Origin of the sequence: Micromonospora sp. B11E3, assembly GCF_039871625.1 — a bacterium.
Taxonomy (GTDB): domain Bacteria; phylum Actinomycetota; class Actinomycetes; order Mycobacteriales; family Micromonosporaceae; genus Micromonospora.
In genome coordinates, this window is the sequence record NZ_JBDPMC010000071.1 from 18,494 (window position 1) to 32,266 (window position 13,773).

The window sequence follows — 13,773 nt, forward strand, 5'->3', positions numbered from 1 at the left end:
TCAGACCACCAGGGCCAGCCACTTCCGGTACGACGTGGCGAACGGCTCGCTGCCGTCGCCCAGCGCGACGAACAGCACCCGGGCCGCGGCCTCCGCCTCGGCCACCAGGTCGTCGGGGTAGCCGAACCGCTGCCGGTGCTCGGCGAACTCGTCCTCGTCGCGCAGCTCGACGTTGCCGGTCGCCCGGCGGCGCACCACGTCCAGGTCGAGGTCGATCAGGTGGACCGTGTCGTCGCCCTCCCAGCGGGCGGGGGTGGTGATGTCGCAGTAGACCTCGCTGGTGCGCGGCGGCGGGTTGAACATCCCGGTCCACCAGGCGTGGCGCGGGACCAGCAGCACGAACGGGATCTGCTCGACCGAGGGCCGGCCGTGGTAGACCGACTCGGTGCCGGCCGGCACGCCGAGCCAGACGCCGAGGTCGTCCTCGGCCAGGCGACGGGCCCGGTAGTCGCGGTGGGCGCTGCCGTCGTACTTGCGGTAGATCACACGGACCACGTCGCTCGGCATGAGTCCCCACCCTAGTCGATACCGCCCACTCGTCGCGCGGGGGAAATTACGCGGCGCGGCCGTACGGTGACACCGCCACGCCGGGCGCGGCTCCCCCGGTGTCGGCGGCGGCGGGTACCGTCGCACGGTGACTCCGCCGCGCACCGCCACCGGTTCCGCCGTCTCCCGCAGCTCCACCCGGCGGCGCGGCAGCCGGCCCGGCGGCGCGGAGCTGCTCGCCGCCGCGGTCGGCGCGGTCCCCGGCGGGGCGGCCCGCCCCGGCCAGCAGCAGATGACCGCCGCCATCGAGGAGTGCGTCGCCTCGGGCGAGCACCTGCTGGTGCAGGCGGGCACGGGCACGGGCAAGTCGCTGGCGTACCTGGCCCCGGCGCTGACCGTCGACGGGCCGGTGGTGGTCTCCACCGCGACCCTGGCGTTGCAGTCCCAGCTCGTCGAGCACGACCTGCCCCGGCTGGCCGACGCGGTGCAGCCGCTGCTCAACCGCCGGCCCACATTCGCGGTGCTCAAGGGCCGGCACCACTATCTCTGCCTGGCCCGGCTGGACGGCTCCACCGAGGACGAGCCGCAGGACAGCCTCTTCGACGCGCCGGGCTCCGGCGGCGGGAAGTGGCTCGGCGAGGCGGGCCGGCTCGGCAAGCAGATCCAGCGGCTGCGCGACTGGGCGATGGAGACCGAGACGGGCGACCGGGACGAGCTGGACCCGGGCGTCGACGACCAGGTGTGGCGCGCCGTGTCCATGCCGGCCCGGGAGTGCGTCGGGGCGGCCCGCTGCCCGTTCGGCGCGGAGTGCTTCGCCGAGGCGTCCCGGGCCCGGGCGCGGGAGGCGGACATCGTGGTCACCAACCACAGCCTGCTCGCCGTCGACATGCTCGCCGGCCGGCACATCGTGCCGCCGCACAAGCTGCTGATCGTGGACGAGGCGCACGAGCTGGCCGACCGAGTCTCCTCCGCCGCCCAGGCCGAGCTGGTGCCGGAGCTGATCGACCGGTCCGCCCGCCGGGCCCGGCCGCTGCTGCGCCCGGAGGTCGCCGAACGGCTCACCGAGGCCGGCGACGCCCTCGCCGTCGGCCTGGCCGAGGCGCCCGCCGGCCGGCTCACCGCCGGGCTGCCGGGGCCGCTGCGCGAGGCGTGCACGCTGCTCGACGGGGCCACCCGGGCCGCCCTGGACGCCATCGGCGAGGTCAAGGCCGACGACCCGGACCCGGTCCGCAAGCAGCAGGCCAAGGCGGTGCTGGACGAGCTGTCGACCACCGCCCAGCGGCTGCTGGAGGAGGCCGACCACGACGTGGCCTGGGTGGAGAAGCCGGACAATGGCAGCCGACGGGCGCTCGTGGTCGCCCCGCTCTCGGTCGCCGGCACCCTCTCCGCCCACCTGTACGACGAGCGTACCGTCGTCGCCACCTCGGCGACGCTGACGCTCGGCGGCCGGTTCGACACGGTGGCCCGCGCGCTGGGGCTGGAGGCGCCGCCGGCCACCCCGCCGTCCCCGGCCGCCGCCGCGTTGGCCGCCGCCACCGCGTCCGCCGGGTCGACCGGCTCGCAGGCCGGCCGGGCCGCCGCGTCGGGCGGTGGGGCCGGCGACCGGGCCGCGGCCGACGCCGCCCCGGCCACCGAGGGGCCGGGCTGGCGGTCCCTCGACGTCGGGTCGCCGTTCGACTACGCCCGGCAGGGCATCCTGTACGTCGCCGCGCACCTGCCCCGTCCGAGCGTCTCCGGCCTGCCCGAGGCGGCCGGTGAGGAGCTGCTCGCGCTGGTCGGCGCGCTCGGTGGGCGTACCCTCGGGCTCTTCTCCTCGCGCCGGGCCGCGCAGCAGGCGGCGGAGCTGCTGCGGGCGCGGACGGAACTGCCGGTGCTGCTCCAGGGCGAGGAGTCCCTGCCGATCCTGGTCCGCAGGTTCCGCGAGGAGCGGTCGAGCTGCCTGTTCGGGGTGATGTCGCTCTGGCAGGGGGTCGACGTGCCGGGCGACTCCTGCCAGCTCGTGGTGATCGACCGGCTGCCGTTCCCGCGCCCGGACGAGCCGCTCGCCGCGGCCCGGGCCGCCGCCGTGGACGCGAGCGGCGGCTCCGGCTTCGCCTCGGTCAGCGTGCCGATCGCCGCCGTGCGGCTGGCGCAGGGGGTGGGCCGGCTGATCCGGGCCACCGGGGACCGGGGCGTGGTGGCGGTGCTCGACTCCCGGCTGGAGACCGCCCGCGGCTACGGGCCGTTCCTGCGCCGCTCGCTGCCCCCGTTCTGGTACACGACCCGGCCGGAGGTCGCCCGGGGCGCCCTGGAGCGGCTCGCCAAGTCGTGACCCGAGCCGCCCGGTCCGGGCCCGGGGCGTCCCGCGCCGGCGGCCGGTCAGGGGGCCTTGGCGGCGACCACCACGGCGTCCGGCGGGGTGTCCGGCACGGTGCGCGCGGCGAGCCGGCGGACGGCGGTGTTGAGCACCGCGATCAGCGGCACCGAGACCAGCGCCCCGGTGATGCCGGCGAGCACGACGCCGCCGGCGATGCCGATGATCACGGCGAGCGGGTGGATGGCCACCGCCCGGCCCATGATCAACGGCTGGAGCACGTGCCCCTCGACCTGCTGCACGCCGATCACCACGCCCAGGATGATCAGCGCCGTGACCGGGCCGCTGTCGACCAGCGCGACGAGCACCGCCACGCCGCCGGAGAGCGCCGCACCGACGATCGGGATGAACGCCCCGAGAAAGACCAGCGCCGCCAGCGGGAACGCGAACGGGATGTCGAAGACCACCAGGAAGATGCCGATGCCGACGGCGTCGATGAAGGCGACCAGCACGGTGGCCCGCACGTAGGCGACCAGGGTCTCCCAGGACGCCCGGCCGGCGTCGTCGACCTTCCACCGGGCGGCCACCGGCAGCAGCCGGACCAGGAAGCGCCAGATGCTGTTGCCGTCGCGCAGGAAGAAGAACGTGGCGAACAGCACCAGCACCATGCCGGTCAGCACCTCGGCGAGGGTGGCGGCGGTGGAGATCGCCCCGCTGGTCAGGTTGTTGGTGTTCTCGTTGATCCAGTTCTGGGCCTCGTCGATGTACCGGTTGAGCTGGCTGTCGGAGAGGTGCAGCGGGCCGGTCTTGAGCCAGTCCTGGATCTGCCGCACACCCTGGGACGCGTTCCTGCTCAGCTCCGGCACGCCCTTGATGAACTCGTTGACCACCAGGGTCAGCGTGCCGACGACCGCGGCCAGGCCCCCCACCAGCACCACCCCGGTCGCCAGGGACCGGGGCAGGCGCGCCCGGAGCAGCCAGCCGACGGCCGGCGCCAGCAGCGCGGAGAGCAGCAGCGCGATCGCCAGCGGGATGATCACGACCCGGATGGTGCCGACGATCCTCAACAGCGCCCACGCCACGGCCCCGATGACGATGAGCCGCCACGACCAGGCGGCGGCGATCCGCAGGGCGTGCGGCACGTCCGCGTCGTCGCGGCTGGAGGTGGAGGCGTGCACGGCGGCGGGGGGCTCGGCGCCGACCACCGCCGCCGACGGCGGGGCGGCCGGGCCCGGCGAGGCCGGCGAGGCGACCCCGCCCTCCTCCGGTGCGCCCGCGTCGGCGGTGTCCGGGCGATCGCGTCGCACCGACTCCCGTCCCGACTCGAACGCGCGGCGGAGCCGTCCACGCACCCGCTCGAAGCGGCTCAAGCGCACCTCCCGCATCAGGTATCCGCCCAACCAGGACGACAGGGGGGCCAGGATACGTTCCCCGGGCACCACCATAGGCGGATTCCGCCACAACCGCCCCCGAGGTCACCGCGCAACCACCGGCGGACCCGCCCGGGCCGACGCGGTACCGTTCCGTCGTGACCGCCGACAAGAATCTCGACTCCGGCCTGCCGATCCGCATGCTGCACGATCGGGTGCTGGTGCGGATGGAGGGGAGCGAGGGTGAGCGCCGCTCCACCGCCGGCATCGTGATCCCCGCGACCGCCGCGGTGGGCAAGCGGCTGGCCTGGGCGACCGCGGTGGGCGTGGGCCCGCACGTCCGCTCCATCGTCTCCGGCGACCGGGTGCTCTTCGACCCCGACGACCGGTCGGAGGTCGAGCTGCACGGCCGGGGGTACGTCCTGCTGCGCGAGCGGGACGTGCACGCCGTCGCCGCCGAGCGGGTCGAGTCGGAGCCGTCCGGCTCCACCGGCCTGTACCTGTAAGGGCCGCCCTGTCGGTGCCTCTGGCACGGCAGGGGCCCCTTTTGACACCTCTCCCCCGGGGCCCGTCCCGGCTCCCGCCGTCGTTTGCGCCTGCCGGCGGCGGGAAGCCAGGCACGTCAGCGCCCTGGGGAGGGACCATGCCGGTATTCGTCAAGAAGCTGCTCGCCTGGGGAAGCGTCGCGTTCCTGATCTACTTCATGGCGTTCCGGCCCGAGGGCGCGGCGCAGATGGTCAAGGCGATCGGGGCGGGCCTGATGGCGATGGCGCAGGGCCTCGGAGACTTCCTCACCAGCCTGATGACCTGACGGGCCCCGACCCGAGGGGCCGGCCGGTCGGATCCGACCCGAGAACCGGGGGCGCGGCCGGCCGGTCAGGGCCGGCCCGGCGGCCAGGGGGCGGCCGGGCCGGGGCCGTACCAGCCCGGCGGGCCGTAGCCGGCCGGATGGGCGGGAGGCGGCGATGGGGCGAGCACCACGGGGATCGGCACGACGGGGTCGTCCGGGGCGTCGACCGGCCGCTCCGAGCCGTCCGGGAACCGCAGGTGGTAGCGCTGGCCGTCCCAGCGCCCGACCGGGGCCTGCGGGTCGCGGCCGACGAAGAACGACCGGTACGCCGTGATCGCGTCCAGCAGTTCCCGTTCCTCCCGCACCGTCCGTTCCCGGTCGACGGGGCTGCGGTCCAGCCCCCGGCGCATCCCGTCGCGCAGTAGGGCCAGGCGGGTGGCGGAGAACTGGTACCCGCGCATCGCCTTCACCCCGGCGTCCCCGGCGACCCGCCGCGCCCAGGTGCGGGCGGCGTGCCGCCGGCCGAGGCTGCCCAGGGAGGCCACCTCCGGCGGGGTCAGCCAGCCGGCCCGCACGTAGTCCGGCAGGGTGCGCTCGGTCAGCCGGCCCTCCCAGCCGCGCAGCCAGACGGCCAGGCCGACCATGCCGAAGAAGATCGGCACCATCACCCCGAGGTACCCGTACAGGGCGATCACCGCCTGCCCCGTGGCCTGGGCCAGCGACGGCAGCAGGTTCCAGGTGCCGTGCAGCATCATCGCCAGCAGCAGGCCCGCGATCGGGGCGAGGAACCGCAGCCGCCGGTCGGCCGCACGGGCGGCGATGCCCAGCCCCACCCCGGTCATCGAGGTGAACAGCGGGTGGGCGAACCCGAACAGCAGGATCCGGACGATGAAGATCGCGATGACCTGCTGGGCCCCGGTCGCCGGGCCGTACTCGTCGACGCCCGAGCGGTAGCCGTAGCCGCCGAGGTAGAGGATGTTCTCCACCATCGCGAAGCCGACCGCCGACAGCCCGCAGTAGACCAGGCCGTCGGTGATCCCGGACCACTCCCGGCGGCGGAACACCAGCAGCAGGATCGGCCCGAGCGCCTTGGTCAACTCCTCGATGAACGGGGCGACCAGCACCCCGGTGAGTGCGGCGGGCAACTGCCAGTCGGCGAACCGGGCGGCGAAGAACTCGTTGACGGTCAGCGAGGCGGCGGTGGAGACGAACGCGCCCCAGGCGAAGCAGAAGACCAGGTACTTCAGCGGCTCCGGCTCGTACCGGTCGAGCCAGAGGAAGGCGGCGACCAGGACCGGCACCGGCAGGACGGCGGCGAGCACGCCGACCAGGAGCGCCTGCGGGCCGAGGTTCGAGCCGAGCACGAACAGCATGTAGACCGCGCAGGCCGCGATCAGCAGCACCACCAGGGTCAACACCACGATCCGCCGCCAGCCCAGCCGGCGCGGCGGCATCCTGTCGGCCCCGCCGGGCGGCGACGGGACGGGGGGCGCGGTCCACGGCGGGGTGGCGCCGCCGGGCGGGGTGTCGGCCATCCCGTCAGCGTAGTCACCCCCGACCGGCGGGTCCGGCCGCATCCGGCGGGCGGTATGCTGCCGGCAGGTCACGAGTGCCAGCGCGAAGCCCCGGCTTGCTGGCCGGCAACCCTCGTCTAGTTCGCGGTGGGGTGCCCCGGGTGATGACCGGGCCCAGCCCCGTCCGGCGCTGGGCAAGCGCGGACCCCGTCCCGGTGCCCACCCCGGGGTCCCCGGACCTCGGAGGTAGGCCAGTGACCGTCACCCTCGTACCCCCGCTGCCCCCGCTGCCGTCGCGGACCGCGCGGCCGCTCGACGTGCTCGGCGTGCCGGGCCAGGTCAACCTCGACCACGCCGCCAGCGCGCCGTGCGCGCGGGCCGCGGCCGACGCCGTGGCCGAGCTCCTGCCCTGGTACGCGAGCGTGCACCGCGGCGCCGGCGCGCTGTCGCGGCGCTGCACCCTCGAGTACGAGCGGGCGCGGCAGACGGTCGGCGACTTCTTCGGCGCCCGCGCGGGCGACCACGTCGTCTTCACCCGCAACACCACCGACGCGCTGAACCTGCTGGCCCGGGCCCTGCCCGCCGGGACCACGGTGGTCACCTTCGCCGGCGAGCACCACGCCAACCTGCTGCCCTGGCCGCGCGGCTCGGTGCGGCTGCCGGTGCCGGCCGCCCCGCGTGAAGCGGTCCGCGCGCTGGAGGCCGCGCTGACGGAGCTGCGCCGCGGTACGCGGGCCGATCTGCCGGTGCTGGTCGCGGTGACCGGGGCGAGCAACGTGACCGGGGAGCGCTGGCCGGTGGCCGAGCTGGCGCTGGTGGCCCGCCGGCACGGCGCCCGGATCGCGGTCGACGCCGCCCAGCTCGCCCCGCACGCCCCGGTCGACGTGGCCGCGCTGGACGTGGATTACCTGGCCGCCTCCGGGCACAAGCTGTACGCGCCGTTCGGGGCGGGAGTGCTGCTCGGCCGGAGCGACTGGCTGGACGCGGCCCCGCCGTACCTGGCCGGGGGCGGCGCCACCAGCCACGTCGGCGCGGCCACCCACGACGTGCGCTGGACCACCGGCCCGGCCCGGCACGAGGGCGGCACGCCCAACCTGCTCGGCGCGGTCGCCCTGGCGGCGGTGTGCGCGGCGCTGGCCGACGCCGACCGGGCCGCGCTGCACGCCCACGAGCAGGCGCTGCTGGCCCGGCTCCGGGACGGCCTGGCCGCCCTGCCGCACGCGGTGGAGCTGCGCACCTTCGGCCCGGACGCGCCGCGGGTCGGCATCGTGTCGTTCGTCGTGGCCGGCCGGGACTCGGCCGAGGTGGCGGCGGAGCTGGCCGCGGGGCACGACATCGGGGTCCGCGACGGGCTGTTCTGCGCCCACCCGCTGGCCCGGCGGCTGCTCGCCGAGGCCGCCGCCCGCAGCGGGCGCACCGACCTGCCGCCGACCGCCCTACGGGCCAGCCTCGGGCTGGGCAGCACGACCGACGACGTCGACCGCCTGCTCGCCGCCCTCGCGGCGCTCCGATGTTCCGCGTGAGGAGGGCCTGTCCCAGGCGTTGACGGCGGCCCCCGACCGCTCAGCCGAGGGCGGGGGCGGTGGGGGGCCGCGGGCCGGCCGAGCTCTCGGCCTCGCCCTCCTGCTCCTTCTCCGGGCCGCCGAAGGCCCGTCGGACCAGCCGGTTCGCCTCCTCCTGCGAGATGCCGGAGGCGACCATCAGGTCGCTGGCGGTCGTCCGCACCTGCGCGATCACCACGCTGCCGGAGAAGCCGACGCCCTGCCCGTACGCCCGGCCGGCCTCGCTGACCGCGCGCAGGGACCGCTCCCGGGCCCGCTGCGGCTCCGCCCCGACGGAGAACTCGTGCCGGAGCAGCCGGACCGACTCGGCGAGGTGGCTCACGGCGTCGGGCATCGGCTCCGGCACCGCCTCCTCGTCCTCGAGCAGGGTCACCGAGCGCCGGATGAGCGTGCCGCTGTTGCGCATCGCCCGGTCGATGGGGTCCGCCGCCTGGGCGTAGTAGGTCAGCTCGTTGCGCCGGTGCCAGCGGGCCGGGGAGAGGGTGCTGGTCTCCTTGGCGCCCTCGATCGCCTCCGTGAAGGCGGCCAGTTCGTCCTTGTTCTCCCGGAGCCGTTCCAGGGCCCGCTGGGCGCGGTCGCGGTCCCGCTCGCGCAGCGCCTGGGCCGCGTTGTCGAGCTGGTCGGCGAGCAGTTCCAGCGCCGGCCGCGCGGCCCGGTTGATCACCCGCAGCGGGTTCAGCGGCAGCAGGATCGCCGTCACCAGCAGCGCGATGCCGCCGCCGACGGCGGCGTCGATGAACCGCGGTATCTCCAGGTTCTGCGTGGACGGGCTGAGCGTGACGATCAGCACGGCGGTGGCGGCGGCCTGGATGACGACAGCCACGCTGCCGCCGAAGAAAAGGGTCAGCAGGATGGCGGCGGTCACCACCACCCCGAGCTGCCAGCCGCCGGTGCCGAGCAGCAGGATCAGCCCGTCGCCGAGGAACACCCCGACGGCCACCCCGACGATCAGCTCGACGGTCCGGCGCAGCCGCTGGCCGACCGACGCGGCCAGGGTGCCGACCGCCGAGATCGGGGCGAAGACCGGCTGCGGGTTGTTCAGGATCCGGTAGGACACGATCCACGCCAGGGCGGCCGCCAGCCCGGCCTGGACGGCCAGGCCGACCGACATCCGGACGCGGTGCAGCCGGTCGTGCAGGGTGTCCCGGCCCCGGTTCCGCAGGTACGCCATGCCCTCGGCGATCCGCGCCGCGTCGAGGTCCACGCCGTCGCGCGCCGAGCCGCGTCGCAGCAGCGAGGGTCGCCGGTCCTGGGCCATGGCGCGGACTACCCGTACCGGAGGGGGTGAATCCTCGCCCGGGTGCGGCACACTCGGGCGGGTGACGGAACTGATCGACCGGTGGCGGGCGGCGGCGCGGGCCGCCGGGGCGACCGACGGGCCGGCGTCGACCGCCGCCGGGGAGAGCCTGCTGGCCCGCTGGCGGGAGCCCCACCGGCACTACCACACGACCCGGCACCTGACCGCCGTGCTCGACGTCGTCGACGCGTACGCGGGCCTGGCCGGCCGGCCGGACCTGGTGCGGCTCGCCGCCTGGTGCCACGACGCGGTCTACGATCCCCGGGCCCCGGGCGACGCCAACGAGCGGGACAGCGCCGACCTGGCCGCGGCGCTCCTGGCCGGCCTGGGCGTCCCGGCCGGGGCGGTGGCCGAGGTGCGCCGGCTGGTGCTGCTGACCGCCGGGCACGCGACGACCGCCGGGGACGCCGACGGCGCGCTGCTCTGCGACGCGGACCTGGCCGTCCTGGCCGGCCCGCCCGAGGAGTACGACCGGTACGCGGCGGCCGTCCGCCGGGAGTACGCGCACGTGCCCGACCCCGACTTCCGGGCCGGCCGCGCCCGCGTGCTGGCGCACCTGCTCGCCCTGCCCGCCCTGTACCGCCTCCCCCCGCTGGCCGCCACCTGGGAGCCCCGGGCCCGCTCCAACCTGACTCGCGAACTGACCCACCTCACGTAACGGGAATGTCAGCGGGTCAGGTGGCGGGGGCGGCGGAGGTTCGCCGCGCGGAGCAGGCGGACCAGGTCCCGGCTCCGCACCACGCTCGCGCCGAGCCACACCGCCATGGCGTACCGCTCGGCGGGGATGTCGTAGTGGTCCCGGTCGAAGGCCCGGCGGGGCGCGCCGAGCGCCTCGGCGAAGGCGTGCAGTTCCGCGTACGAGACGTCACTGATCAGGTGGGACCAGAGCCGCCCACGCGCCGGCCAGGCGGGCCGGTCCAGGTACAGCATGGCCGCCAAGATAGCCGCCCGTTAGCCTCTTCCGCATGGCCGGAACCCCCCTCCTCGATGACCTGTGCGCCGTACTCGGCGACTCCGCCGTCCTGACCGACCCGGACCTGCTCCGCATGCACGAGCGGGACGAGGCCGACCTGTGCGCCTCGGGCACCCCGCTGGTGGTGGTCCGCCCGCGCAGCACCGAGGAGGTGGCCGCCGTGGTGCGGGCGGCGGCGCGACACGGCGTACCGGTGGTGCCGCAGGGGGCGCGGACCGGGCTGGCCGGCGCGGCGAACGCGGTGGACGGCGCGGTGGTGCTCAGCACCGTGGCGATGGACGCGATCCTGGAGATCGACCCGGTCAGCCGGATCGCGGTGGTCCAGCCCGGCGTGGTGAACGCGACGCTGGCCGGGGCGGTCCGCAAGCAGGGGCTGTACTACCCGCCGGACCCGGGCTCCTGGGAGTCGTCCACCATCGGCGGCAACGTCTCCACCAACGCCGGCGGCATGTGCTGCGTCAAGTACGGCGTGACCACCGAGTACGTGCTCGGCCTGGAGGTGGTGCTCGCCTCCGGCGAGGTGCTGCGTACGGGCCGGCGCACCGCCAAGGGCGTCGCCGGGTACGACCTCACCCGGCTCTTCGTCGGCTCCGAGGGCACCCTCGGCGTGATCACCGAGATCACGGTCGCGCTGCGGCCGGCGCCGGAGGAGTCCCTGACCCTCGTCGCGGTCTTCGACTCGACGGCGGAGGCCGGCACGGCGGTGGCGCAGATCGCCGCCCGGGGGCTCACCCCGAGCCTGCTCGAACTGCTCGACCGGACCCACCTGGCGGCGATCGAGGCGTACCAGCCGATGGGGCTGCGCACCGACGCGCAGGCGCTGCTGCTCGCCGCCGTGGACACCGGGTCCCGGGCGGCCGAGGACCTGGCCCGGCTCGCCGAGGTCTGCGAGTCCGCCGGCGCCGACGAGGTGTACGCGGCCACCGACGCGGTGGAGGCGGCGGCGCTGCTGCAGGCCCGCCGGCTGGCCCACCCGGCGATGGAGAAGTTCGCCGCCGAGACGTACCCGGGCGGCAACGGCGGGCTGATCATCGACGACGTGGCGGTGCCGCGGGGCTCGCTCGCCGCCCTGCTCGACGGGGTGGCCCGGATCGCCGAGGAGTGCGCGGTGCCGATCGGGGTGGTGGGGCACGCCGGCGACGGCAACATGCACCCGAACATCGTGGTGGACCGGGCCGACCCGGCCAGCCTGGAACGCGGCCGGCGGGCCTTCGACGAGATCATGCGGCTGGGCCTGGAGCTGGGCGGCACCTGCACCGGCGAGCACGGGGTGGGGCTGCTCAAGCGGGACTGGCTGGCCCGGGAGATCGGGCCGGTCGGGGTGCGGGTGCACCAGGCGATCAAGGCGGCGCTGGACCCGGAGGGGCTGTTCAACCCCGGCAAGGTGCTCTGAGCGGCCACCCCGGGCCGGGGTCGGCGGGACCGGTCAGCGCGACGACGGCAGGGCCGCGTCGCCGTCGGTGCCCCGGTCCGCCGCGAATCCCCGTACGTCCGGGGCGCCGAGGCGCGCCGCGTCGGCGGCGGCGTCGTCCGGCATCAACTGGGACTGCCGCTCCGCCTCCACCCGGGCCCGGTAGTGCTCGACCTCCCGCTCCCGGGTCGCGGCGCCCCAGCCGAGCACCGCACCCATCAGCTCCGCGGTGTGCTCCGCCGAGTCCAGGCCGCGGTGGGCGGTCTCGAAGGAGATCCGGGTACGCCGGGTCAGCACGTCCTCCAGGTGCAGGGCCCCCTCGGCGCGGGCCGCGTACGTCACCTCGGCCGCCAGGTACTCCGGGGCGCCCGCCAGCGGGGAGGCGAGCAGCGGGTCCGCCTCGACCAGCGCCAGCAGGTCGAGGGTGAGGGTGCCGTACCGCTCCAGCAGGTGCTCGACCACCCCGACCGGCACCCCGTGCCGACGGGCCAGGTCGGCCCGGTCCCGCCACATCGCGGCGTACCCGTCGGCGCCGAGCAGCGGCAGGTCGGCCGTGCGGGACGGGCGCACCCCGCCGAGCCGGCGGGCGGCGCGGTCGACCACGTCGGAGGCCATCACCCGGTACGTCGTGTACTTGCCCCCGGCGACCAGCAGCAGCCCGAGCATCGGCTCGACGACCGCGTGCTCCCGGGACAGCTTCGAGGTGGAGTCGGCCTCACCGCTCAGCAGCGGCCGGAGCCCCGCGTACACGCCCTCGATGTCGGCGGTGGTGAGCGGCCGGTCGAGCACGGTGTTGACCTGCTCCAGCAGGTACGCGATGTCGCGGGCCGACGCGGCCGGGTGCGACCGGTCGAGCCGCCAGTCGGTGTCGGTGGTGCCGATGATCCAGTGCCCGCCCCACGGGATCACGAAGAGCACGCTGGTGGCGGTGCGCAGGATCAGCCCGGCCTCGCCGGTGATCGCCGAGCGGGGCACCACGAGGTGCACCCCCTTGGACGCCCGGACCCGCAGCCCCGGGCGCAGCCCGACGTCGTTGAGCATCCGGGACATGTCGTCGCTCCACACCCCGGTCGCGGCGATGACGGTGCGGGCGCTCACCTCGAACTCGGCGTCGGGCGAGCCGGCCGGGGCCTCCAGGTCGCGGACGCGGACCCCGGTCACCTCGCGGGCCTGCCGGATCAGACCGACCGCGCGGGCGCTGGTGACCACGGTCGTGCCCAGGCTGGCCGCCGTGCGGGCCAGGGTGACCACCAGTCGGGCGTCGTCGACCTGCCCGTCGTAGTAGCGGATCGCCCCGGCCAGAATGTCGGCGCGCAGGCTCGGGAAGACCCGCCGCGCCCCCTCCCGGGTCAGGTGCCGGTGCAGCGGCATTCCCCGCCCACCCCCGAACAGCCCGGCGAACGCGTCGTACGTCGCCACGCCCAGGCCGTAGTAGGACCGGCGGAACGCCCGGCCCGGCAGCTCCCGGACGCCCCGGCCGGCGGGCAGCGGGACGAGGAACGGCACCGGCCGGACCAGGTGCGGGGCGAGCCGGGTGGCCAGCAGCCCCCGCTCGGTCAGCGCCTCGTGGACCAGGTGGAACTCCAACTGCTCCAGGTAGCGCAGGCCGCCGTGGATGAGCTTGCTGGAGCGGCTGGACGTGCCGGCGGCGTAGTCCCGGGCCTCGACCAGGGCCACCTTGAGCCCCCGCGAGGCGGCGTCCAGCGCCGCCCCCGCACCGGTGACGCCACCGCCGATGACCAGGACGTCGAACCGCTCGGCACGCAGTCGCCGCAGGTCGGCGGCGCGGCGCGCCGGGGAGAGCTGACCGGCCACGGCTCGGGACACGTTGGGGTCGCGCACCCGTACACCGTAACCGTCACGGCCCCCGGACGGCAGGTCGCGAACCCGCCGTACTGTCGGGCTTAACAACTGCTGGCGTGTCGATGGTCTTTAGCGGGATATAGAGTCTTATGGTTGTCGGCGTGAACTTGAAGGAGTGGGCGGCGGCAACCGGTGTCTCGTATGTGACCGCGCGGCGGCAGTACGCGGCGGGGATGCTGCCCGTTCCGACGTATCGGCTCGGCCGGCTCATCAT

Annotated in this window: 12 protein-coding genes and 1 riboswitch; of the genes, 6 read left to right on the forward strand and 6 right to left on the reverse strand. The window is 75.7% G+C overall.

Annotated features, from left to right (window positions below; translation table 11 throughout):
* Complete coding sequence (locus ABGB16_RS26720; RefSeq protein WP_347670844.1) at positions 1-507, reverse strand: DUF402 domain-containing protein; 507 nt, start codon at positions 505-507, stop codon at positions 1-3.
* Between the two features lie 127 nt (positions 508-634).
* Here ABGB16_RS26720 and ABGB16_RS26725 point away from each other — a divergent pair, with 127 nt between their 5' ends.
* Entirely contained in the window at positions 635-2,797 is a 2,163-nt protein-coding gene (locus ABGB16_RS26725; RefSeq protein ID WP_347670845.1) for an ATP-dependent DNA helicase, read from the forward strand.
* Positions 2,798-2,844: 47 nt separating this feature from the next.
* Here the strand turns inward: ABGB16_RS26725 and ABGB16_RS26730 are convergent, their stop codons facing one another.
* Positions 2,845-4,164, reverse strand: coding sequence for an AI-2E family transporter (locus ABGB16_RS26730; protein ID WP_347670846.1), 1,320 nt, complete (start codon positions 4,162-4,164; stop codon positions 2,845-2,847).
* Positions 4,165-4,307: 143 nt separating this feature from the next.
* Between ABGB16_RS26730 and ABGB16_RS26735 the strand changes: the two genes are divergently transcribed.
* On the forward strand, positions 4,308-4,655 hold the full coding sequence (locus ABGB16_RS26735; RefSeq protein ID WP_347670847.1) for a co-chaperone GroES: 348 nt from the start codon (positions 4,308-4,310) through the stop codon (positions 4,653-4,655).
* A 137-nt stretch (positions 4,656-4,792) separates the two neighbouring features.
* Positions 4,793-4,960: a hypothetical protein gene (locus tag ABGB16_RS26740; protein WP_344751198.1), complete on the forward strand. Its 168-nt coding sequence runs from the start codon at positions 4,793-4,795 to the stop codon at positions 4,958-4,960.
* Positions 4,961-5,025: 65 nt separating this feature from the next.
* Here ABGB16_RS26740 and ABGB16_RS26745 read toward each other — a convergent pair whose 3' ends face one another.
* Positions 5,026-6,474: a PrsW family intramembrane metalloprotease gene (locus ABGB16_RS26745; protein ID WP_347670848.1), complete on the reverse strand. Its 1,449-nt coding sequence runs from the start codon at positions 6,472-6,474 to the stop codon at positions 5,026-5,028.
* Between the two features lie 66 nt (positions 6,475-6,540).
* Positions 6,541-6,660: riboswitch (SAM riboswitch) on the forward strand.
* A 47-nt stretch (positions 6,661-6,707) separates the two neighbouring features.
* Here ABGB16_RS26745 and ABGB16_RS26750 point away from each other — a divergent pair.
* A complete protein-coding gene (locus ABGB16_RS26750; RefSeq protein ID WP_347670849.1) occupies positions 6,708-7,976 on the forward strand; it encodes an aminotransferase class V-fold PLP-dependent enzyme in 1,269 nt (422 codons plus the stop codon).
* 40 nt (positions 7,977-8,016) lie between these two features.
* Here the strand turns inward: ABGB16_RS26750 and ABGB16_RS26755 are convergent, their stop codons facing one another.
* Positions 8,017-9,273, reverse strand: coding sequence for an FUSC family protein (locus ABGB16_RS26755; protein WP_347670850.1), 1,257 nt, complete (start codon positions 9,271-9,273; stop codon positions 8,017-8,019).
* A gap of 61 nt (positions 9,274-9,334) precedes the next feature.
* Here ABGB16_RS26755 and ABGB16_RS26760 point away from each other — a divergent pair, with 61 nt between their 5' ends.
* Complete coding sequence (locus ABGB16_RS26760) at positions 9,335-9,970, forward strand: metal-dependent phosphohydrolase (RefSeq protein ID WP_347670851.1); 636 nt, start codon at positions 9,335-9,337, stop codon at positions 9,968-9,970.
* An 8-nt stretch (positions 9,971-9,978) separates the two neighbouring features.
* On the opposite strand, the gene ABGB16_RS26765 is transcribed toward ABGB16_RS26760, so the two are convergent.
* The gene (locus ABGB16_RS26765; protein WP_347670852.1) at positions 9,979-10,242 is read right to left on the reverse strand and encodes a DUF4031 domain-containing protein; all 264 of its coding nucleotides are present in this window, start codon (positions 10,240-10,242) and stop codon (positions 9,979-9,981) included.
* Between the two features lie 35 nt (positions 10,243-10,277).
* Between ABGB16_RS26765 and ABGB16_RS26770 the strand changes: the two genes are divergently transcribed.
* On the forward strand, positions 10,278-11,678 hold the full coding sequence (locus ABGB16_RS26770; protein WP_347670853.1) for an FAD-linked oxidase C-terminal domain-containing protein: 1,401 nt from the start codon (positions 10,278-10,280) through the stop codon (positions 11,676-11,678).
* Positions 11,679-11,711: 33 nt separating this feature from the next.
* Here ABGB16_RS26770 and ABGB16_RS26775 read toward each other — a convergent pair whose 3' ends face one another.
* A complete protein-coding gene (locus tag ABGB16_RS26775) occupies positions 11,712-13,523 on the reverse strand; it encodes a glycerol-3-phosphate dehydrogenase/oxidase (protein WP_347670855.1) in 1,812 nt (603 codons plus the stop codon).
* Positions 13,524-13,773 lie beyond the last annotated feature (250 nt).

Bases quoted from the DNA above. Each gene is read 5' to 3' on its own strand.
- ABGB16_RS26765 (WP_347670852.1), bottom strand. From the start codon at position 10,242: ATGCTGTACCTGGACCGGCCCGCCTGGCCGGCGCGTGGGCGGCTCTGG.
- ABGB16_RS26740 (WP_344751198.1), top strand. From the start codon at position 4,793: ATGCCGGTATTCGTCAAGAAGCTGCTCGCCTGGGGAAGCGTCGCGTTC.
- ABGB16_RS26730 (WP_347670846.1), bottom strand. From the start codon at position 4,164: ATGCGGGAGGTGCGCTTGAGCCGCTTCGAGCGGGTGCGTGGACGGCTC.
- ABGB16_RS26720 (WP_347670844.1), bottom strand. From the start codon at position 507: ATGCCGAGCGACGTGGTCCGTGTGATCTACCGCAAGTACGACGGCAGC.
- ABGB16_RS26745 (WP_347670848.1), bottom strand. From the start codon at position 6,474: ATGGCCGACACCCCGCCCGGCGGCGCCACCCCGCCGTGGACCGCGCCC.
- ABGB16_RS26755 (WP_347670850.1), bottom strand. From the start codon at position 9,273: ATGGCCCAGGACCGGCGACCCTCGCTGCTGCGACGCGGCTCGGCGCGC.
- ABGB16_RS26770 (WP_347670853.1), top strand. From the start codon at position 10,278: ATGGCCGGAACCCCCCTCCTCGATGACCTGTGCGCCGTACTCGGCGAC.